21 protein-coding genes are annotated in these 20,426 nt (G+C 59.6%); 12 read left to right on the top strand and 9 right to left on the bottom strand.

Annotated features, from left to right (window positions below; genetic code table 11):
• The first annotated feature begins 20 nt into the window (after window positions 1-20).
• From PMI18_RS26565 to PMI18_RS26575, 3 genes are all read left to right on the top strand, one after another.
• Window positions 21-1,919 carry an FAD/NAD(P)-binding protein gene (locus tag PMI18_RS26565; RefSeq protein WP_007895402.1) on the top strand — a complete coding sequence of 633 codons (1,899 nt, stop codon included), beginning with the start codon at window positions 21-23 and terminating at the stop codon, window positions 1,917-1,919.
• On the top strand, window positions 1,916-2,578 hold the full coding sequence (gene maiA, locus PMI18_RS26570) for a maleylacetoacetate isomerase (protein WP_007895401.1): 663 nt from the start codon (window positions 1,916-1,918) through the stop codon (window positions 2,576-2,578). Before PMI18_RS26565 ends, maiA begins: the two co-directional genes overlap by 4 nt.
• Before the next feature lie 93 nt (window positions 2,579-2,671).
• The gene (locus PMI18_RS26575) at window positions 2,672-3,502 is read left to right on the top strand and encodes a class I SAM-dependent methyltransferase (protein ID WP_007895400.1); all 831 of its coding nucleotides are present in this window, start codon (window positions 2,672-2,674) and stop codon (window positions 3,500-3,502) included.
• A gap of 81 nt (window positions 3,503-3,583) precedes the next feature.
• Here the strand turns inward: PMI18_RS26575 and PMI18_RS26580 are convergent, their stop codons facing one another.
• The 3 genes from PMI18_RS26580 to PMI18_RS26590 form a co-directional block, all read right to left on the bottom strand.
• Window positions 3,584-4,216: a TetR/AcrR family transcriptional regulator gene (locus PMI18_RS26580; RefSeq protein ID WP_007895399.1), complete on the bottom strand. Its 633-nt coding sequence runs from the start codon at window positions 4,214-4,216 to the stop codon at window positions 3,584-3,586.
• A gap of 220 nt (window positions 4,217-4,436) precedes the next feature.
• Window positions 4,437-5,519, bottom strand: coding sequence for an endonuclease/exonuclease/phosphatase family protein (locus tag PMI18_RS26585; RefSeq protein ID WP_007895398.1), 1,083 nt, complete (start codon window positions 5,517-5,519; stop codon window positions 4,437-4,439).
• A gap of 74 nt (window positions 5,520-5,593) precedes the next feature.
• Complete coding sequence (locus tag PMI18_RS26590; protein WP_007895397.1) at window positions 5,594-6,268, bottom strand: YciC family protein; 675 nt, start codon at window positions 6,266-6,268, stop codon at window positions 5,594-5,596.
• Between the two features lie 178 nt (window positions 6,269-6,446).
• Here PMI18_RS26590 and PMI18_RS26595 point away from each other — a divergent pair, with 178 nt between their 5' ends.
• The 3 genes from PMI18_RS26595 (at window position 6,447) to PMI18_RS26605 (ending at window position 8,454) form a co-directional block, all read left to right on the top strand.
• Window positions 6,447-7,199: a DUF2076 domain-containing protein gene (locus tag PMI18_RS26595; RefSeq protein WP_007895395.1), complete on the top strand. Its 753-nt coding sequence runs from the start codon at window positions 6,447-6,449 to the stop codon at window positions 7,197-7,199.
• 141 nt (window positions 7,200-7,340) lie between these two features.
• Window positions 7,341-7,820 (top strand): LabA-like NYN domain-containing protein, encoded by a 480-nt coding sequence (locus PMI18_RS26600; RefSeq protein WP_007895393.1) that lies wholly within the window; start codon window positions 7,341-7,343, stop codon window positions 7,818-7,820.
• Between the two features lie 22 nt (window positions 7,821-7,842).
• Window positions 7,843-8,454: a 3'-5' exonuclease gene (locus PMI18_RS26605; RefSeq protein WP_007895390.1), complete on the top strand. Its 612-nt coding sequence runs from the start codon at window positions 7,843-7,845 to the stop codon at window positions 8,452-8,454.
• A 112-nt stretch (window positions 8,455-8,566) separates the two neighbouring features.
• On the opposite strand, the gene PMI18_RS26610 is transcribed toward PMI18_RS26605, so the two are convergent.
• Entirely contained in the window at window positions 8,567-9,022 is a 456-nt protein-coding gene (locus PMI18_RS26610; protein ID WP_007895388.1) for an Lrp/AsnC family transcriptional regulator, read from the bottom strand.
• Between the two features lie 163 nt (window positions 9,023-9,185).
• Here PMI18_RS26610 and yedA point away from each other — a divergent pair, with 163 nt between their 5' ends.
• Window positions 9,186-10,112 (top strand): drug/metabolite exporter YedA, encoded by a 927-nt coding sequence (gene yedA, locus PMI18_RS26615; protein ID WP_007895363.1) that lies wholly within the window; start codon window positions 9,186-9,188, stop codon window positions 10,110-10,112.
• 78 nt (window positions 10,113-10,190) lie between these two features.
• On the top strand, window positions 10,191-11,525 hold the full coding sequence (locus tag PMI18_RS26620; RefSeq protein WP_007895361.1) for a DEAD/DEAH box helicase: 1,335 nt from the start codon (window positions 10,191-10,193) through the stop codon (window positions 11,523-11,525).
• A gap of 117 nt (window positions 11,526-11,642) precedes the next feature.
• Here the strand turns inward: PMI18_RS26620 and PMI18_RS26625 are convergent, their stop codons facing one another.
• Window positions 11,643-12,884: a TIGR03862 family flavoprotein gene (locus PMI18_RS26625; protein WP_177319008.1), complete on the bottom strand. Its 1,242-nt coding sequence runs from the start codon at window positions 12,882-12,884 to the stop codon at window positions 11,643-11,645.
• Window positions 12,885-13,163: 279 nt separating this feature from the next.
• Complete coding sequence (locus PMI18_RS26630; protein WP_007895347.1) at window positions 13,164-14,084, bottom strand: histone deacetylase family protein; 921 nt, start codon at window positions 14,082-14,084, stop codon at window positions 13,164-13,166.
• Between the two features lie 96 nt (window positions 14,085-14,180).
• Between PMI18_RS26630 and PMI18_RS26635 the strand changes: the two genes are divergently transcribed.
• The 3 genes from PMI18_RS26635 (at window position 14,181) to PMI18_RS26645 (ending at window position 16,316) form a co-directional block, all read left to right on the top strand.
• Entirely contained in the window at window positions 14,181-14,750 is a 570-nt protein-coding gene (locus PMI18_RS26635; protein ID WP_007895345.1) for a GNAT family N-acetyltransferase, read from the top strand.
• Between the two features lie 106 nt (window positions 14,751-14,856).
• Window positions 14,857-15,726: an acyl-CoA thioesterase II gene (tesB, locus tag PMI18_RS26640; RefSeq protein WP_007895344.1), complete on the top strand. Its 870-nt coding sequence runs from the start codon at window positions 14,857-14,859 to the stop codon at window positions 15,724-15,726.
• Window positions 15,723-16,316 (top strand): HAD family hydrolase, encoded by a 594-nt coding sequence (locus tag PMI18_RS26645; RefSeq protein WP_007895343.1) that lies wholly within the window; start codon window positions 15,723-15,725, stop codon window positions 16,314-16,316. The genes tesB and PMI18_RS26645 overlap by 4 nt, the downstream gene beginning before the upstream one ends.
• Window positions 16,317-16,433: 117 nt before the next feature.
• Here PMI18_RS26645 and PMI18_RS26650 read toward each other — a convergent pair whose 3' ends face one another.
• The 3 genes from PMI18_RS26650 to ypfJ (PMI18_RS26660) form a co-directional block, all read right to left on the bottom strand.
• A complete protein-coding gene (locus PMI18_RS26650) occupies window positions 16,434-17,393 on the bottom strand; it encodes an alpha/beta fold hydrolase (protein WP_007895342.1) in 960 nt (319 codons plus the stop codon).
• Window positions 17,393-18,286, bottom strand: coding sequence for a KPN_02809 family neutral zinc metallopeptidase (gene ypfJ / locus PMI18_RS26655; protein WP_007895335.1), 894 nt, complete (start codon window positions 18,284-18,286; stop codon window positions 17,393-17,395). Before ypfJ (PMI18_RS26655) ends, PMI18_RS26650 begins: the two co-directional genes overlap by 1 nt.
• Before the next feature lie 136 nt (window positions 18,287-18,422).
• Entirely contained in the window at window positions 18,423-19,292 is an 870-nt protein-coding gene (ypfJ, locus tag PMI18_RS26660; RefSeq protein WP_007895316.1) for a KPN_02809 family neutral zinc metallopeptidase, read from the bottom strand.
• Window positions 19,293-19,499: 207 nt separating this feature from the next.
• Here ypfJ (PMI18_RS26660) and PMI18_RS26665 point away from each other — a divergent pair, with 207 nt between their 5' ends.
• Entirely contained in the window at window positions 19,500-20,273 is a 774-nt protein-coding gene (locus tag PMI18_RS26665) for an IclR family transcriptional regulator (RefSeq protein WP_007895315.1), read from the top strand.
• Window positions 20,274-20,426 lie beyond the last annotated feature (153 nt).

Raw genomic sequence — 20,426 nt, 5'->3', positions numbered from 1 at the left:
AGAACCTGGAGGTTCGAACGATGCAGCTCATAAAAGTGGCGATCATCGGTATGGGCCCAAGAGGCCTGACGGTGCTGGAAAGGATGCTGGAACACGCTCGCACGATGCCGGCCGGCAAACAGTTACAGGTTGAGATCTTCGACCGCAGGCCTTTTGGAGAGGGGGTTCACGATTCACAGCAACCGGACCACCTGTTGATCAATACGGTGTCGTCCCAGGTAACGATGTTCGCGCCGTCCAGCATTGCAGGCGCAGGGCAGGGTTTGTCTCTGGTGCAATGGGCGCAACTGGAAGGTTACCGACGCATCGACGGATTATATTGCCGTGCCGGTTCCGATATTGGTGAGCCTATAACCGACGCGGACCATCTGCCGCGCAGCCTGCTGGGTGAATACCTGGCATGGTTCTACAACCATCTTGCGCAACAACTGCCTTCGAGCATCACCCTCAATCCAAGGCACCACCACGTCATCGATCTGATACCTGGACGCGCAGGCTACGAAGTGGTCCTGGATAACGATGAAGTCAGCCAAGTGGATTACGTCGTGATTGCCACGGGGCATGGTAACCGTCAGCCGACGACTCAAGACCTGGCGTTTTCGGAGTTTGCCGTACAGCAGGCCAGCAGGAATCCGCACCTGAGTTATTTCTCCACGCCCTATCCAGTGCAGGGCCTGAATAATATTGCCCCACAGGCTACCGTGGCCATTCAAGGCTTCGGCCTGACCGCCCACGATGTCATTTCTGCGCTGACGCTCGGCCGTGGCGGACGTTACGTCGAGCGCCAAGGGCAATTGAAGTACCTGCCGTCTGGCGAGGAACCCAGTTTGCTGCTGTTTTCGCGAAACTGCCTGCCATTCGCCGCTCGCGGCATCAATCAGAAAGGTTTGACGGGTAAACACGTAGCGCAGTTTTTCACCCCGGCCGCGATGCTGGCACAACGCGAACGGGTACTGGCCCGCACCGGCAGTCCGCAATTGGATTTTCGCCATGATGTGCTGCCCTTGATTATCAAGGAAATGGCCTACGCCTACCGAATAGCTGCCGCGGACCAACCTGTTGCCCACGAGGGGTTCGTGCCAAGTGCTGAAGAGCTTGTGGCGATCAACAGGATTCTGTGGCCTCTCGAGGGGCAGACATTCGCCAGCCAGGAGGATTTTGGAAGATTCTTTGAAGCGCTGGTTCGCGACGATCTGGATCACGCCCTCAAGGGCAATATTGGCAGCCCGGTGAAAGCCGCCACCGATGTGTTGAGGGATACTCGTGAGGCGCTGCGGGTTGCCGTCGAATACAGCGGCTTGACTCCCTGCTCCCATCGATACTTCGTGGAGCATTTCAACGCTATCACTAACCGTGTCTCCTTCGGACCGCCGAGGCAGCGCAACTTCGAATACCTGGCATTGCGCGAGGCAGGCCTGATCGATATTGCCGGTGGTCCGGGGGCGCAATTGATCATGGACGGTGACCGCAGCCAATTCAGGATCGATACCCACTACCCGCATCGCACCGAGCAACGTTACGCCGATGCGCTGGTCGTCGCGCGGCTGGACAATTACTCGCCCTTGAGCGACGGCGCTGCTTTGACGAAAAACCTGCTGGCTCGAGGGCTGATTCAACCTTATCGCAATGGCGACTATCACCCGGGCGGCATCGACATCGACGCCAATCTGCACCCTGTAGGTTTGCAGGGCAAACCTGAAAAGCGCCTATGGGCTATCGGTTACCCCGTCGAAGGCCAGCATTTTTATACCCATGCCTTGCCTCGCCCCGGGATAGCCTCGCGCCAGACCCTCGATGCACAACGGTGTGTCCTGGATCTGTGGGACTCGATGGGTAGTCATCCCCAACTTGCTCTCCCGGTATCGGCCAACGACGAGTCGAGCCATTCGGCGTCGCCCGTTTCAAGGAGCATGTCTTGATCAGATTGCATGGCTTTTATCGCTCATCAGCGACCTTTCGGGTGCGCATCGCCTTGAATCTCAAGGGGCTTGATTATGTATCGGTGGAGCACGACCTCACCCGTGGTGAGCAACGCCAGGCACCGTACCTGCGCCTCAATCCGCAAGGGTTGGTGCCGGCCCTTGAACTGGACGGGGTTGTACTGACGCAATCGCAGGCAATTATCGAGTATCTGGATGAGGTCTATCCGCAGACGCCTCTTCTACCGCCAGACCCACCAGGCAGGGCACGGGTGCGGGCGCTGTACCAGCTCATCTCTGCCGACACTCACCACGTCACCACCCTGCGCGTCAGCCATTACCTGCGAACACAGCAAGGCGCCGACGAACGCCAGATTCGCCAGTGGCAGCACCACTGGCTCGGCGAAAGTTTCACGGCCATTGAGACCTTGCTTGGTAGCTCCGCCATGGCCGGGCGCTTCGCTCATGGCGACCAGTTGACACTCGCCGACATCGCCCTGGCACCTCAGGTCTACGCAGCCCAGCGCCTGGAACTGGCAATCGATCAATGGCCGAACCTGGCCCGAATCGTCGAGAACAGCATGGCCGAGCCGGCATTTATCCGTGCACACCCCAACAACCAATCAGTATCGGCTCAGCGATTGAACGCTGCGACCTGACGTGGCGTGTGACTTGCCCCGGCCGTTTTTACAACATTTGCTGCACCGGCTACACAGCGTTCATACCTCAATAAAACCAGCAAGGAGTGCAAGATGGGCCTGAATACTTATTTTGATCGCAAGCATCTGGAAGCGCATTACGCAACGACAGAAGACTACAAACAGCGGTCAGACTCGTGGGAAACACTGGCTAAAAACTCCATCAGCCAATGGTATGCCGAGCAACTCAAAGAATTGACGTTCACGGACGTGCTGGATGCCGGAGCCGGCCTGGGTCGCTTTAGCGATGCAGTGGCGCGGTCGAAAGACGTTAACATCACGGCGATCGATATCTCGCCGGAGATGGTACAAGCCACCCGACAGCGCGTAGAAACCTTGCCGGGCAACCACCGCTTCATTCAGTCGGCTATCGAGGAGGCCCCTTTTGAGCAAGAGGCTTTCGATCTTATTCTGGCGAACCTGGTGCTACACCATGTGCCAGACATCAAAGTAGCGTTCGAGAAGCTGGCAACATTGGTCAAGTCTGGTGGACACGTCGCCCTGCTGACCGCCGACTTCGACTGGATGAGCGAATTGAATCGACTGCAGGACCATGCCCTGCTCACGCTTGGCTTCCCATTCGATGGCCCGGCCTTGACCGCCCCAGGCACCAATAGCTTTTGCGAAGCCAACATCATGAGGTTTGTGCCCGCATCGCTGACGCTGGTCAAAAAGCCCTGGTTCGACGGCACCATGGTCTTTCCGGACGTGGACGCCGTGCTGAACTTTTATACCCGCACCCTGCGCTACAAGAACATCGCCCAACAGATCGGCGATGACTCCCTGAAGCAGGCTGCCCGTGAGCTCATCGAGAAATACTGCTTGCAGGATGGCGAGCTGAAGGTCTCCAGCAGCGTCTATCAATATGTGTTCAAAAAGCTCTGATGAGCTAGGACGAACCTGAAACTCTGCCGATGGCCGCCCCAGGCGGGCGGTCATGGGTGCACTCAGCGCAGCGATTGAAGGTCAGCGGCGCGCAATGGCAGTCATGGACATGTCGACGATGGCCGTCAGTCGAGACTCCTCGTGCACCATTTTTCCGAACACACGCAGCCCTTGAATCATGCACAACAGGAAATCCCCCACGGTCTTTTCATCCAGGGCCGAGTTGAACACCCCTTCGGACTGACCGCGAATGACAGTTGCCGTCAGCAAGGTCAGAGTCCGGCTCATGAAGGAATCGATTCGCGAATACAGTTCGGTGTCTTCCGGCATCATTTCCAGGGTGGTGTTGACGATGAAGCAACCATCCAGTTCCTCCAGCGCCGAAGCAGAGCGGGTGTAATGCATTAACGCCGCCCTCAGTGCCTGATCCGCAGGCTCGATGGAGTTCAGCCGCGCCGCCAACTGAGCGATAGAACCGTTGCTGTAATGCTCGATAGCGGCCAGGAGCATGCCATGCTTGTCGCCAAAAGCGCCGTACAGGCTACCCCTCATCAACCCTGTCGCCTTGCAGATTTCGTCCAGAGACGTGCCACGATACCCGCGCGCCCAAAAGACATGAGCGACGACCTCGGAAACGGTAGCGACGTCGAATTCTCGCGGACGTCCACGTCCCGGTTGGCTGGCAGTTTTTTTGGAGAGATCAATATTGGGCATGGTGAGGGTATTACCGTCAGGCCATTTCAGACGTCATGGAAGGGGGGCGGGCGACAGCCCCTGCCTCTTGCAAGGCTTGCACAAGTACGATTTTACGGGGACCGAAGCCGCTGAATATTCTTGCGGCATAATGGATCCAGTGACCTTTCGCGTCAACCACGCCAGCCTCAGGCAAAAGATCACCGCCCTCGGTCCAGAGCGGCAAGGCGGCGATCAACTCCTAAGGCGAAGCCGGCAACAGAAACCGCGCAACCACCGGCAAGTGATCAGAAATGCGCAACGTATCGTCCTGGCGCACCCGCGCTTCGACTCGTTTGATGTGCGGGCTGTAAAACAGGTAGTCGACGGTCCGGTCCGGGCCGCTCAAGCCCGGGTCATTCGGGTAATGGGTCAGCCATTGGGCCCGGTCGATACCGCTGGCTTCGTTGTTGGTGGGGATCATCGGGTATTTGTCCCACAGCACATGCAGCGCGCTGTCGGCGGAGTAGGGCGTGCGTTGCTCGGTGGGCAGGCGTCGATACTGGCCCAACGGCAACAGGTTGAAGTCGCCACCGATCAACCACGGCGTGCCGCGGCTTTCGTATTTGTCGAGGACCTTGGCAACGGCCGTCACCTGGCGTTGCAAGGTTTCGTCGAGCGCGGTGGTGGCACGGTCCAGATGGGTGTTGAACACGGCCATCTGGCTGCCATTGCTCAATGGCAGGTGAGTGACCAGCAAGGCGTTTTTCGGCCTGAACTGACGGCTGATGAAATTGGCGGGTGCGACCGGTAATTGCAGGCGTTCGGCGTGGTCGATCCGGTAGCGGCTCAGGGTTGCCAATTGCCGGCCAACGCTGCCGTAGATAGGCGGTTCAGGCACGAAGTCGGCTTTCCAGTCGAAGGCCTGCGCGCTGCACGGATACAGGTCGGTGACTCGATCCTGAAGCAATTTGAACTGGTTTTGGTAGCCACTGGCCTTGGCGCCGTCATCGAGTTCCTGCAACAGCACGATGTCCGGTTGCTCGTCGCGAATCACCCGCGCCACTTCGTCGAGGCTGAAGGCCATGTCTTCAGGTGTCGGGCTCTCGTCGTTTCCTGCGGCCAGGTCGTTCCAGAACACGTAGCGCTTGCCTGCCAGGTACTGGACGTTCCAGGTCATCACCTTCAGCGCCTGGCCGGGCACCAGCGTCGGCGCCTGGGCGCTACAATTGACCGGCAGGGTTTCCTTGGTCTCGGGGCGCCAGGTCAGGCTGTAGATCATCAATGCAATCAGGCCAATGGCAATCAGCACGCACAGCAGGGTGTAGCGCAGTAGACGGGTCATGGCTCGGCTTATAGCGTTACAAAATTGACCCCGAGCATAACCGAGAGCAGCGCCCAAGCCCAAGGGTAGAGCGCTCAGAGCGCTCCGTCAGCTTTCTCCGGTGCATCGCTAATCAGCATGAATAAACGGAACACCACCACGCTGGTGAACAGTTGCAGAAAGCTGTGCGCGCTGTCGATCAGTAGCGAGATCACCGGGTTCTGCGGGTCAGGGTAAACCGCCAGTGTGGCACCCTTGAGCACCCACAACGGCCCCATCACGCACAGAATGCACACCAGAATGCGCAGGAAATTCCCGCGGGTCAGGCGCAGGCTTTCCTTCATCGCCGCCAGCGGTGCCAGGCCGCGCAGCACCAGCAGGTACTCGCCGAACGCCAGCGTCACCATCAGCCAGATACCCGGCAGAAAATACAGCGACAGGCCAATCAGGATCAGCAGTGTGTTGAGGGCGGTCAGCACGGCGAAGCGCGGCCACAGGGTTGCAGAGGTCGCCAGCAAGTCGCGGGTGTGCGGCGACTCGCCACGGCTGCGGGCATCGAGAAACAGGATCAGTGCGGCGGTGTACAGCGGATACACCAGCAGGCCGACAATCACACTGATGCCGGGAAAACTGTCCGGCTCCGTCGAGTGGTCGACCACTTGTTGCAGCAGCGCCTCGACAATCACCAGCGGCAGGCACAGCTGCACAATCTGGCGCAAATTGCGCTTGAAGAAATACAGAGAGTCACGCAGTACTTCGAACGGATTCATCAGTCGGTATCGCAGGTTGAAAGCAGGTGCCTCACTTTAACCGATGAACCCCTTTGGGGCGCAAACGTAAACGTTCGGTAAAGGTCATTGAAACATCCTGTATCAGCCCCATTACTGGTGAGCACCTTATCCACCGTGGATGAGGGCGACGATATTCCCGGCAATCTATGAGGTCGCCATGAACAGCGAAGAACAAACCCTGATCGATGGACTGTTTTCCCGGCTGCAACAGGCCGAAACGGATTCAGCCCCGCGCGATGCCCAGGCCGAAGCGCGGATCAAGGAACACCTGACTCGCCAGCCCGCGGCGGGCTATTTCATGACCCAGGCAATTCTGGTGCAAGAGGCAGCCATCAAGAGCCTCGACGAACAGAACAAGCAACTCACTCAACAAATCCAGCAATTGCAGGCTGAACTGCAATCGGCCAAGGCTCAGACGGCGGCGCCGGCACCGAGCAGCGGTGGCTTTTTGTCGAGCATCTTCGGTGGGGCTTCCCGTGATCCACAGCCTGCTCCGACTCAAAGCGCAGCCCCGTCGAATGGCGGCTGGCGTGAACCAGGGCGGCCGTCGTTCAACTCGCAACCGCCGCAGCAAAACTTCGGTGCGTCGCCCCAGCAGAATTACGCTCCGCAACAGCCTGCCGGCAGCGGTTTCCTCGGTGGCGCGTTGAAAACGGCAGCGGGCGTGGCCGGTGGCGTCATGCTGGCGCAAGGCATCAGCAGCCTGTTCCAGCACAATCAGCAGCCGGAAGTGGTTGAAGTCATCAAGGAAGAACCGGCTCAGGTCAACGATCAGAGCGACGGTGGCAATGGCTGGGGCGACGATCAGCGCGTGGCTGACAATTCCAGCGATCAAGGCGGATTCGCCGACGCCGACTATAACGATGACAGCTCATCGTTCTTCGGTGGCGACGACGATTCCTTCGTCTGATACATCCGTGGTGAGGGAGGTTGCTCCCTCGCCACATGGCCGATTATTCGCGGAACAATCCTTCAGGCTGGCATACTGGGCAACTTTTCGGGCCCGGTGCCTGATCCTGTCCGCGCTTCGGCACGCCAAAGAGGATGTACGGTGAAAAAAATCGCAGTGTTCGCCGATGTCCAGAACCTCTATTACACCGTGCGTCAGGCTTATGGTTGCCACTTCAACTATGCCGCGCTGTGGGCTGATGTCAGCAAACAGGGGCAGATCGTCGAGGCCTATGCCTATGCGATCGATCGTGGCGACAGCAAGCAGCAGCAGTTTCAGCAGATCCTGCGCAACCTCGGCTTCATCGTGAAGCTCAAGCCCTACATCCAGCGCAGCGACGGTTCGGCCAAAGGCGACTGGGACGTGGGCATCACCCTCGACATCATGGATGCCGCCGACCATGTCGATGAAGTGGTGCTGGCCTCCGGCGACGGTGATTTCGACATGCTGCTGGAGCGCATCATCGCTAAGCACGGCGTGCAAGCGGTGGCCTATGGCGTGCCCGGTCTCACCGCCAATTCGCTGATCCGCGCTGCCAGCCGTTACGTGCCGATCGAAGGCGCGTTGCTGCTCAAGAATTGATTTTTACGGAGTTGAAACAGGTTTGGAACGCATAGCAGTCATCGACTTTGAAACCACCGGACTCTCCCCGAGCAGCAGCTGCCGGGCCACGGAAATTGCCGTGGTGATTCTTGAACAGGGGCGCATTGTCGAGCGTTACCAAAGCCTGATGAACGCTGGCGTGCGGGTGCCGGCTTTTATTGAGCAACTCACCGGCATCAGCAACGCCATGCTGCGCACCGCGCCCTCGGCCGAGCAGGTGATGAACGAGGTCAACGAATTCGTTGGCATCACGCCGCTGCTGGCGCACAACGCTGCATTCGATCAGAAGTTCTGGGACTACGAACTCGGGCGAATCAAACGCACACGCTTGCAGAACTTTGCCTGCTCGCTGTTACTCGCCCGCCGCCTGATGCCCGCCGCGCCGGACCACAAACTCGGCACCCTCACCACTTTCGCCAGCCTGCCCAATACCGGCAAGGCTCACCGGGCCATGGCCGATGCCGAAATGGCCGCCAACCTGACGGCGCACTTGGCTGAAGAGTTACGGCGCAAGCATGGGCTGCGGGAGTTGTCGCATGATCTTCTCGTCAGTTTGCAGAAAGTGCCGGCGGCGAAGATCAATGAGCATTTGAAGCGGTATCGCGGGTTTTAAGGTTTTGTAGTGTTTCTACTGGCCTCTTCGCGGGCAAGCCTCGCTCCTACAGGTTCGGTGCAGTTCTGTAGGAGCGAGGCTTGCCCGCGAAGGCGTCAGAGCAGGCACCGCATCACGATTTACCATTCCCCTCCAACTGCCCCAACGGCACCCGCTTTTCGATGGCACTCGACAACACAATCGAGGTCTTGCTGAACCCGAACGTGGCGATCCGGTTGATCAACTCTTCCAGCTCCGGCATCGAACCCACCGCCGCTTGCATGATCACGCACGGGTCGCCGGTGACGCGATGGCATTCGGTGAGTTGTGGGATTTTGATCAGTTCGTCGTAGGTTTTCTGGTTGCCGTGCTGATTCAGGCGCAGTTCGATGACGCACTGGATCGGCAGTCCGATTTTGGCCATGTCGACTTTCGCCTGGTAGCCGGTGATCACCCCGCTGGTTTCAAGTTTGGCGACGCGCTCGGCCACCGCCGGAGCGGACAGGTTCACCTTGCGTGCCAGATCGGCGTAGGACGCACGACCGTTTTCCAACAGGGCGCTGAGGAGCATGCGGTCGTATTTGTCCATCGTGGTGTTCCTGAAAAAAGGCTGACTTTCGAAAGCACGGTTTATAGCGCTGAACTCCGTGTTTTGAAAAGTGTACCGGCGCTATAAACAGGTTTTGTAACTTATTTTCCGCTGCTGGCCTTTCTAGAATAGCGGCTCTCTTTGTCTTGTTCTCGAGCTGCCCATGCCTGGCATACGCCGTTTTTCCTTACCGCTGATCGCTGCTTTTTTCGCGTTGTACGTGATTTGGGGGTCGACCTACCTGGTGATTCGTATCGGCGTGCAGTACTGGCCGCCGTTGTTGCTCGCCGGTATTCGTTTCGTGATTGCGGGTACGTTGATGTACGCGTTCCTGCGCTGGCGCGGGGCACCGGCACCGACGTGGGCGCAGTGGAAAGCGGCGGGGATCATCGGGATTTTGCTGCTCACGTGCGGTAACGGCGCGGTGAGTGTGGCCGAGCACACGGGCGTGGCCTCCGGTGTTGCCGCATTGGCGGTGGCAACGGTGCCGCTGTTTACCTTGCTCTGCGGATATTTCTGGGGTGCGCGTAATACCCGTCTCGAATGGGCCGGGATTGTGCTCGGGCTGATCGGTATCGCCATGCTCAACCTCGGTTCCAATCTGCAATCGAGCCCGTTGGGCGCGGCGTTGCTGGTGTTCGCGGCAGCGTCCTGGGCTTTCGGTTCGGTGTGGAGCAAACACTTGCCGTTGCCTCAGGGCGCGATGGCCAGTGCCGTGGAAATGCTGGTGGGCGGCGTGGTGTTGTTGATCGGCAGCGCGGTGAGTGGCGAGCATCTGGAGGCCATGCCGCCGATCGAAGGTTGGGCCGCATTGGCCTATTTGACGTTCTTCGGTTCGATCATTGCCTTCAACGCCTACATGTACTTGTTGAAACACGTGCGTCCAGCGGCGGCCACCAGTTATGCCTACGTCAACCCGGCGGTGGCGGTGTTGCTGGGTATCGTGTTTGTTGGCGAGACCATTGGTATTGAAGAAGCGCTGGCCATGACAGTGATCATCAGTGCCGTGGTGCTGATCGGGTTGCCGCAGTGGCGCCGAGGTGCAGATCGACCAGCCGTAGTGGTGCCGACAGAATCCCGCGCGAATTAGGGTAAACTGCGCGCCATTGCATCTTGTTTTGCACACTTGTTTTGAAAAACCCGCGCTGAATTTTCCTACGGTACTCCCATGACTTTCGCCACCCTTGGCCTGATCGAACCCTTGCTGCGCGCCCTCGAGACGCTGGGCTACCAGACACCTACGCCGGTCCAGGCGCAAGCCATTCCGGCGGTGCTGGCCGGTCGCGACCTGATGGCCGCCGCCCAGACCGGCACCGGCAAAACTGCCGGTTTCGCCCTGCCGCTGCTGCAATTGCTGGCCATGGAAGGGCCGAAAGTCAGCGCCAACTCCGTGCGCGCACTGATCCTGGTGCCAACCCGCGAGCTGGCCGAACAGGTTCACGAAGCCGTGCGTCAGTACGCCGAGAACCTGCCGTTGAGCACGTATGCGGTGTACGGCGGCGTGAGCATCAACCCGCAAATGATGAAGCTGCGCAAAGGCGTCGACCTGTTGGTGGCGACCCCTGGCCGCTTGCTCGACCTGTTCCGTCAGAACGCGCTCAAGTTCAATCAGTTGCAAACCCTGGTGCTGGACGAAGCCGATCGCATGCTCGATCTGGGCTTTTCCGAAGAGCTGGGGAATATCTACAAAGCGCTGCCGAAGAAACGTCAGACGCTGTTGTTCTCCGCAACCTTCTCCGACGCCATCCGCACCCTGGCCGGGCAAATGCTCAACGATCCGCTGAGTATCGAAGTCAGCCCGCGCAACGTGGCCGCCAACACCGTCAAGCAATGGGTGGTGACGGTGGACAAGAAGCGCAAGCCGGAGTTGTTCGTTCACTTGATGCGTAAGGGCAAGTGGAAGCAGGTGCTGGTGTTCGCCAAGACTCGTAACGGCGTAGACGCGTTGGTGGAAAAACTCCAGGGCCTGGGCATCAATGCCGACGGCATTCACGGCGACAAACCTCAGGCGACCCGTCAGCGGGCACTGGATCGTTTCAAGGCCAGCGAAGTGCAGATCCTTGTAGCCACCGATGTGGCAGCGCGTGGTCTGGATATCGAAGATTTGCCATTGGTGGTCAATTTCGATTTGCCGATCGTGGCCGAGGACTACATCCACCGCATCGGTCGTACCGGCCGTGCGGGCGCAACCGGGCAGGCTATTTCGCTGGTGTGTGCTGATGAGGTGAATTTGCTGTCGGCCATCGAGACGTTGACCCGTCAGACGTTGACTCGTCAGATGGAGCAGGATTTCGAGCCTGAGCACCGCGTGCCGGATACCGATGCCAGCGGTCAGGTGATCAAGAAGCCGAAAAAACCGAAGAAGCCCAAGACCTCCAGTGGCGGCAAGCGCAACCTGGGTAAATGGGTCGAGAGCGGTGATGCCTCGGCGCCGGAGCCTTCGATCAAGCCTGTGCGAAAAGTGCCGGTGTTTAATACCGGGCCGCGTAAGCGTAAGCCTTGATCCTCCGAGGATCGTACCCACGCTCTGCGTGGGAACGCCTCAATGGACGCTCTGCGTCCGCTTGGGTAGGGACGCGGAGCGTCCCGGGCTGCATTCCCACGCAGAGCGTGGGAACGATCAGTGTCGGTGTTTCAACCACTCCACCATCCCCATCCCCGCCGCTCGCCCACTGGCGAAACACGCGGTCAGCAGATAGCCGCCGGTCGGCGCTTCCCAATCGAGCATTTCCCCCGCGCAGAACACGCCAGGTAGTTGCTTGAGCATCAAACGTTCATCCATCGACTCGAACATCACGCCCCCTGCGCTGCTTATGGCCTCGTCCAATGGCCGGGTTTTCACCAGCGTCAGCGGCAATGCCTTGATCGCTTTGGCCAGCAGCGCCGGATCGGTAAAACAGTCGGCCGGTGTCAGCTCTCGCAACAACGCCGCTTTCACGCCATCAAGCCCTAGCTGGCTGTGCAGGTGTTTGGCCATGGAACGGGAGCCGCGAGGTTTGCTTAGCGCAGCCTGGATTTTATCCACAGGCTTGCCCGGCAACAGGTCGAGGTGAATGGTTGCCGAGCCGTGTTGATTGATTGCTTCGCGGATCGGTGCCGACAGGGCGTAGATCAAACTGCCTTCAATCCCCGTGGCAGTGATCACACATTCTCCGAGTCGTGGCACGTCGTCATTGAGGCCAATCGCGATGTTTTTCAGTGGCGCGCCTGCGAATTTGCTGACCATCAATTCGCTCCAGGCCTGCACCTCGAAGCCGCAATTGCTCGGTTGCAGCGGCGCCAGTCCTACACTGCGCTGTTCCAGCGGCAGCATCCAGGCACCGTCCGAACCGAGACGCGACCAACTGCCGCCACCGAGGGCCAACAGGGTCGCGTCGGCTTGAACAGTTTTTTCGCCTTCGGGGCTGTCGATGCGCAAGTCACCGTTGTCATCCCAACCGAGCCAGCGATGGCGGGTGTGGATAACTACGCTGGCATCGCGCAGGCGTTTGAGCCAGGCACGCAACAGGGGCGCGGCTTTCATGTCGGTAGGAAACACCCGGCCGGAACTGCCGACAAAGGTTTCGATGCCCAGGTCATGAATCCATTGGCACAAGGCGTCGGCGCCGAAGGACCGTAACAGCGGCGCAATCTGCGGTGCCCGTTCGGCATAGCGTGAGAGAAATGCCGGGTAGGCCTCGGAATGGGTGATGTTCATGCCGCCGACCCCGGCGAGGAGGAATTTTCGCCCCACTGAAGGCATGCCGTCGTACAGATCGACTTTGATCCCGGCCTGGCTCAGTACTTCAGCCGCCATCAAACCGGCGGGGCCGCCGCCGATGATGGCGACGTGAGGGGGGAGGGAAGTGGAGGGCTGGGTCATGGCGAGAGCTGCGGTATGGCGGGATAGGGCGGGCATTCTAGCAGCCCTGTCCCTTGTGGGAGCGAGCCTGCTCGCGATAGCGGTGGATCAGTCGACATCGTTATCGACTGTGAAGGACTCATCGCGAGCAGGCTCGCTCCCACAGGGGGCATTGGTGTTTTCAAAGGTGGTTAAAAAACAACCACCGTTCTGAAGCCTACACCCCGCATGGCCTGTAGGCCCTTTCACTCAGGTTATCCACAGGCGGTTCCACAGGCATTGTGGGTAAAGATCCATAACTCAGTGACAACCTGATGACTGCCAGACCCGTTGGGCGCTGTGGTGGAGGATTCCATGGCGGCGCGCCAGGGCCTTGCGGTCTTTGCTGTAACCGCCGCCGATCACGCCGACCACCGGAATATCCCGGCCAAGGCAATGACGCATCACGCTTTCATCGCGAGCGGCGACGCCTTCGTCTGTCAGCTTCAGATAACCCAGGGCGTCGTCCTTATGCACATCGACGCCGGCGTCGTACAGCACCAGGTCCGGTTGGTAGAGCGGCAGCAAATAGTTGAGTGCGTCGTCCACTACCTTCAGGTAATCGGCATCGCCCATGCCCATCGGCAACGGAATGTCCCAATCACTTTCGGCTTTGCGTGCAGGAAAATTCTTTTCGCAGTGCAGGGAAACGGTTATCGCCTCAGGGGTGTTGTGCAGGATTCGTGCAGTCCCGTCACCCTGATGCACATCGCAGTCGAAGATCAGCACCCGATTCACTCGGCCACTTTCCAGCAGGTAATGGCTGATCACCGCCAGGTCATTGAAGATGCAGAACCCGGCGGGATGATCGTAATGCGCGTGGTGGGTGCCGCCAGCCAGATGACAAGCCAAACCATGTTCCAGTGCCTGTTCGGCCGCCAGCAGCGAACCGCCGACCGCCCGCACCGTGCGCCGGGCCAGCGCTTCGCTCCAGGGCAAGCCGAGGCGTCGCTGGTCTTCGCGGGACAATTCGCCGCCCATGTAGCGTTCGATATACGCAGGGTCATGGGCGAGGGCGAGAATCTCGGGCGGGCAGAGGTCCGGGCGTAGCAGGTCGGTGTCGCGGGCCAGGCCACTGTCCACCAAGTGATCGCGCAGCAGGCGAAACTTGTCCATGGGGAAGCGGTGATCCGCCGGAAACTCGGGACTGTAGTCTTCGTGGTAGATCAATGGCAGGGGCATGGCTGATTTATACAGGAAGGCATGTAGGAATGAGTGAACGATCCTACCAGCGATGTAGACTTGCGGCATGGAAACCGAGGGGAGGGGAGAGGCACGATGGAGCCGATACTGGAACTCGAAAGCGCACGACTGTTGTTACGGCAGTGGCGTGATGAGGATTTGCCGGCGTTTGCGGCGATGTGCGCTGATCCACAGGTGATGCGTTATTTTCCGGCACCCTTGAGTCGACTGGAAAGTGCCTCGTTGATCGGGCGGATTCGCGGGCATTTTGCCGAGCATGGTTTCGGCCTCTGGGCGTTGGAACGTAAAGACACCGGCGCCTTTATTGGTTTTACCGGCCTCGGCGTGGTCGGCTTCGATGCGCCATTCACGCCGGCCATCGAAATCGGTTGGCGCCTGGCGCGTGAGCACTGGGGGCTGGGTTATGCCGGTGAAGCGGCGTGGACCGCTCTGCGCTGCGGGTTTGATCGGTTAACGCTGCAAGAGGTCGTGGCATTCACCACCAAGACCAATCTGCCATCCGAGAAAGTCATGCAAGCAATCGGCATGCACCATGCCCCCGCCGATGACTTCGAGCACCCGCGGCTTGCAGCCGATCATCCGCTGCGTCCGCACGTGTTGTACCGCATCACCCGTGAGCAATGGCTGCAAACCTTGCATGGATAAGCAGGCGCGGACGTTTACAATGGCCCTCATGTTGAACCGGGCCATAAACTGAATCGACCGCCGCAGCCAAGACTGCGCGGCATTGCGTTGTGTGAGGAGAGTCTGAATGAGCCAAGTGTTGGAAGATCTGGTAGACCTGCTGACCCTGGAACCGATTGAAGAAAACCTGTTCCGTGGCCGCAGCCAGGACCTGGGGTTTCGTCAGTTGTTCGGTGGCCAGGTACTCGGCCAGTCCCTGTCGGCGGCCAGTCAGACAGTCGAGCCGGCGCGCCATGTGCATTCGATGCACGGTTATTTCCTGCGCCCGGGCGATGCCAAATTGCCGGTGGTGTATCAGGTCGATCGGGTGCGCGATGGCGGCAGTTTCAGTACGCGCCGGGTGACGGCGATCCAGAAGGGCAATCCGATTTTCACCTGCAGTGCCTCGTTCCAGTACGACGAAGAAGGCTTCCAGCACCAGACCGAGATGCCGCAAGTAGTCGGCCCGGAAAACCTGCCGTCGGAGCTGGAGCTCACCCAGCAGCGCGCGCACCTGATCCCTGAACACATGCGCGAAAAACTGCTGTGCCCGAAACCGATCGAAGTCCGGCCGGTGACCGAAAAAGACCCCTACAACCCGCAGCCTGCCGATCCCATCAAATACGTCTGGTTCCGCGCCGACGGTGCGTTGGCTGACACCCCGGCGCTGCACAAATACCTGCTGGCCTACGCGTCGGACTTCGGTCTGCTGACCACCTCGATGTTGCCCCATGGCAAATCGGTCTGGCAGAAAGACATGCAGGTAGCCAGCCTTGATCACGCCTTGTGGTTCCATGCCGACCTGCGCGCCGATGACTGGTTGCTGTACGCCATGGACAGCCCGTGGGCCGGCAATTCGCGCGGATTCTCCCGTGGCAGCGTGTTCAACCGTGCCGGGCAACTGGTGGCCTCGGTCACTCAGGAAGGCCTGATTCGCCATCGTAAGGATTGGGCATGAGCCTGGCCGAGGTGCGGCATTGGGTGTTCGACATGGACGGCACCCTGACGGTGGCGGTGCATGACTTCGCGGCGATTCGCATAGCGTTGGCGATTCCTGCCGAAGACGACATCCTCACCCACCTCGCGGCACTGCCGGCCGATGAAGCCGCGGCCAAACACGCGTGGCTGCTGGAGCACGAGCGGGATCTGGCGTTGGGTTCGAAGCCTGCGCCGGGCGCGGTGGAACTGGTGCGTGAGTTGGCCGGGCGCGGTTGTCGCCTGGGCATTCTCACGCGCAATGCTCGCGAGTTGGCCCATGTCACGCTGGAGGCCATTGGCCTGGCTGACTGCTTTGCGGTGGAAGATGTACTGGGCCGCGATGAAGCACCGCCCAAGCCGCATCCAGGTGGATTGCTGAAACTGGCCGAAGCCTGGAAAGTGCCGGCGAGCGAAATGGTGATGGTCGGTGATTACCGCTTTGATCTGGATTGCGGCCGGGCGGCGGGGACGCGGACGGTGCTGGTGAATCTGCCGGATAATCCGTGGCCGGAATTGACTGATTGGCATGCTGCCGATTGCGTGGCGTTGCGGCAGATGCTTTCGGCTTGAGGGCCTCTTCGCGGGCAAGCCTCGCTCCTACAGGTGATGTGACGTTCCTTGCTCACACCGCCATTCTGTAGGAGCGAGGCTTGCCCGCGAAGGCGTCAGATCAGGCACCACAAAAACTCACTGCCCGAACAACACCTTCTGCCCCTCAGGCGAGGTAAACATCCCGTCCCCATCGTGCCCGACCCCAGGCACTTCGATCAGTTGCTGACTCAATCCTTGAGGGTGGCGCCGCTTCAGATAATTGAAATAATTGCGCCCACGAATCAATCGAGAAGCACCCTGGGCTTTGGCCTCGCAACTTTTATCCAGCGCAGGATGATTCGGGTCGATGTCCTGCTGCCCGAGTAAATAAACGATGTCACGTTTGACGTAGTTTTCTTCGAGTTGCGCAGGTGTCTGCCCATCGGCATAGGCGGGCAGATCCGCCAGCCCGTATTTCCAGCGATTGAAATTCGGACATTTCGCGTGACTGAACGCCACCGGCCGTTGCTCATTGAAGTAGGCATACGACGAAGGGTTGGCGATCACATAGCGCACTTTCACACCCTCGGTATCGAGGGCTGGCTGAGGGTGACCCAGCAAGGCATAACGCTGAACCACCTGAGCGCCGCCGGAGTGACCGGCGATGACGATTTGCTTCACGTCCGGAAACTGTCGCCGATCACCCAGGCGAGCGATGATTTCGTCGAGCGCCGCATAGGAACTCAGGGTAAACGGCGCGGTGGATAAACCGCCGGCCATCCAGTCATTGCCTTGCCAGCGTAAAACACTGTCAGGCACCGGTTGGCTCGCGACGTCGGTTTCGTTGAGAAACTGCGGGGCGAGCACCAAGGTGTTCGCGCTTTGCCCGGCTTGCTCGGCAGCGCGCTCGGCGCTTTGGCGGTAGGTTTCTGCATTGCGTAATCGACCATGGACGATGATCAACACGCGTTCTATTTTTGTCGGCGTCGGGCCAATGCTTACCGCAATTTCCCCGGCGCTCAACAGCAAACGCCCGGAACTGATCGCCTTGACGCCCTGCTCGGCAGCCTGGGTGCTTGCGCAGGTGATTAACAGAACCAGCAGCCACTTACGCATCACAGATTCTTCGCTGAAAAGGTGTCGCACTGACCAACTTGGCCTTGTGCGAATCCGGCCTTGAACCAGCGTACTCGCTGGGCCGAAGTGCCGTGGGTGAAGGAATCCGGCACCACGCGGCCCTGACCTTGCTGTTGCAAGCGGTCGTCGCCGATGGCGTTGGCGGCGTTCAAGGCTTCTTCGATGTCACCGGGTTCCAGCCAATTCAGACGTTTTTGCGCATTGTTGGCCCAGACGCCAGCCAGGCAGTCGGCCTGCAGTTCCTGGCGCACCAGCAAACCATTGTCGCCTTCCATCTGCCGGCCCTGTTGGCGAGCGGCCTGGATCTTCGCGGAAACGCCGAGCAAGGTCTGCACGTGGTGTCCGACTTCGTGAGCGATGACATAGGCCTGGGCGAAGTCGCCCGCGGCGGAAAAGCGCTGGGACATCTCCTGAAAGAAACTCATGTCCAGGTAGACCTTCTGGTCGGCCGGGCAATAAAAGGGCCCGGTTGCTGACGTCGCCAGGCCGCAGGCCGAGTTGACGCGGTTGCTGAACAGCACCAGGGTCGGGTCTTTATATTGCCGATCGGCCTGCTGGAAAATCTGGCGCCAGGTGTCCTCGGTATCGCCGAGGATCGAGCGCACGAATTCGGCCCCTTCATCATTGGCCGGTGGCGCCTTGCGGGTCTGGGTGGTGGCCGGAGCCGATTGCTCGGTCATCTGCCCGGTCAGTTGACCGAGGATCTGCATCGGGTCCTGGCCGGTGATCCAGCCGATCCCGACGATCAACAGGATCGCCGTCAGGCTCAGGCCCTTGCCTCCACCGAAGCGCATCCCACCGCCCCCCCCACCGACATCATCGCCACGGGCATCAACCACGTTGTCGCTGCGTCGGCCTTTTTTCCAAAGCATGGGGGAATCCTCGTTGAACATGGTGATGAGTGTTGCTGGTGAGTGAGAGCGGCGCCAGTCCGGTCGTCAGACAGCCTTGAGTGGCGCCGGTTCTATACCGCTGGGGAGATTAGCGACTTACGTTGCCAGGCGTGAACTACAGTTGCGTGGCCGCGAAGGTATCGCAGGCGCCGATCCGGCCTTCGGCGAAGCCGGCCGAGAACCAGGTCACCCGTTGTGCGGAGGTGCCGTGACTGAACGTCTCTGGCCGTATCACGTTGTTCTGGGCGTGTTGCAGTTGGTCATCGCCGAAGACCGTGGCGGCGTGCAGTGCCGCATCGATATCACCGGCCTCAAGCCACAGCAGGCGTTTTTGCGCATGGTGCGCCCACACACCGGCAAGGCAATCGGCTTGCAGTTCGGCGCGAACCTCCAGTCCACCATCGCCGGTGACAGGTTGACGGTCTGACAGTGCTCTCTCGAAAGGGTCGGAGAGTCCCAGTTCCAGTTGCACGTGGTGTCCGATTTCGTGAGCGATGATGTAGGACTGTGCGAAGTCGCCGATCACCGAAAACTGCTGGGCCATGACGCGAAAGAACGCGAGATCCAGATACACCTGGCGATTGGCCGGGCAATAAAACGGGCCGCTGGCTGAGTTTGCGAAGCCACACGCCGAGGCCACTCTTTCACTGAACAGGGTCAGTGTGGGTTCCGGGTAATGCCGGCCGGTTTGCGCAAAAAGTTGTTTCCAGGTGTCTTCGGTATCGCCCAGCACGGACTGAACAAACACGAGTTGAGGATCTTCAGAAACCATGGCGGTGGAGTGTTGAGGCGGTGTGTCTGACGGGGCCGGGATGCTGACTGGAACGTCATCCGGCATCGTACTCACCGTTGAATAAATTCCTGCGCCTGCCAGGGTGGCGACGGCCATTGTGGCGCCAATTATTTTCCCTGTCGTTTTGCGGGCATCCTTGCCCTCCCGAGTGTCATTTACGTTGTCGCTGCGTCTTGCTCTGTTCCATAACATGTTTGCGGTCTCTCATAGATTGATTGGGCGTGTATCGCCGCGTCTATGAATAACCGCACTGGCAAAGAGACGTGGATGAAATGTGTAAGGGTTCGTGAAATGCACAGTCGTTGCGACGTGCCGGGGCGGTTATCGGATACCGGGTTCCAGATTTCGCATTCGGTGGGTTGTCTTCTAGAATCGGCAAAATTTCATGTGGAACCTCCCATGGCCGGCAGTCAGATCGAACGAGTTTTCAGCGTGCTGGAAAGCCTCACCAGTGACCCTCGTGGCCTGCCGATGCAGACGCTGGCAGAGCAACTGGATATCCCCAAAAGCGCGACCCATCGCTTGCTCGCCGAGCTGATTCGGCTGGGCTATGTGCGACAGAATCCGGAGAACCTGCGCTATCACTTGTCGACCAAACTGGTGGCCCTGGGTTTCCGTTACCTGTCGAGTAGCGGCGCGGATATCGTTCAACCGGTGCTTGATCGCCTGGCCCAGGAAACCGGTGAGTTGGTGCGCCTTGGAGTGATTGAAGGGGTGCGGCAGGTCTGGATTGCCAAGTCCCAGGGCGCCCGATCCGGCTTGCGCTACGACCCGGACATGGGCCGCGATGCACCGTTGTTTTACACCGCGTCGGGGCATGCGTGGCTGGCGAGCATGAGCGATGCCGAGGCCTTGTCGCTGGTGGAACGCCAGGGCAGTGACCGGCCCAAGGACCTCGGGCCGAATGCACCGCGCTCCAACATCGAATTGCTCGAACGCCTGCGTCTGGCCAGAGAGCAGGGCTATGCCTGGGTCGAGGAGAGTTCGGCGGTCGGCACGTCGGCAATTGCAGCGGTGGTGCGGCATCCGGGTGATGGTCGGGTGATCGGGGTACTCAGCATCGCCGGGCCAAGTGCGCGGATGCCGGGGGCGCGTTTGCATGAACTGGCGCCGCTATTACTGAAGTTTGCCGAGGAGTTGTCAGCGGCGAGCCTGGCTTCAGAGTTGTTGTAGGAGCGAGGCTTGCCCGCGAAGACGGTGTGTCTGTCGACATCAATGTTGCATGACACACCGTCTTCGCGGGCAAGCCTCGCTCTACATTGGATTTTGTGCGCTGTTCGAACACTATTTGCCTTTTCTCATGTAAGAATCTGGAATCAAGTTCTA

The organism is Pseudomonas sp. GM102 (assembly GCF_000282555.1).
GTDB lineage: Bacteria > Pseudomonadota > Gammaproteobacteria > Pseudomonadales > Pseudomonadaceae > Aquipseudomonas.
Note: the sequence above shows the minus strand (reverse complement) of the source record. Positions and strands in the feature narration are given on the sequence as shown.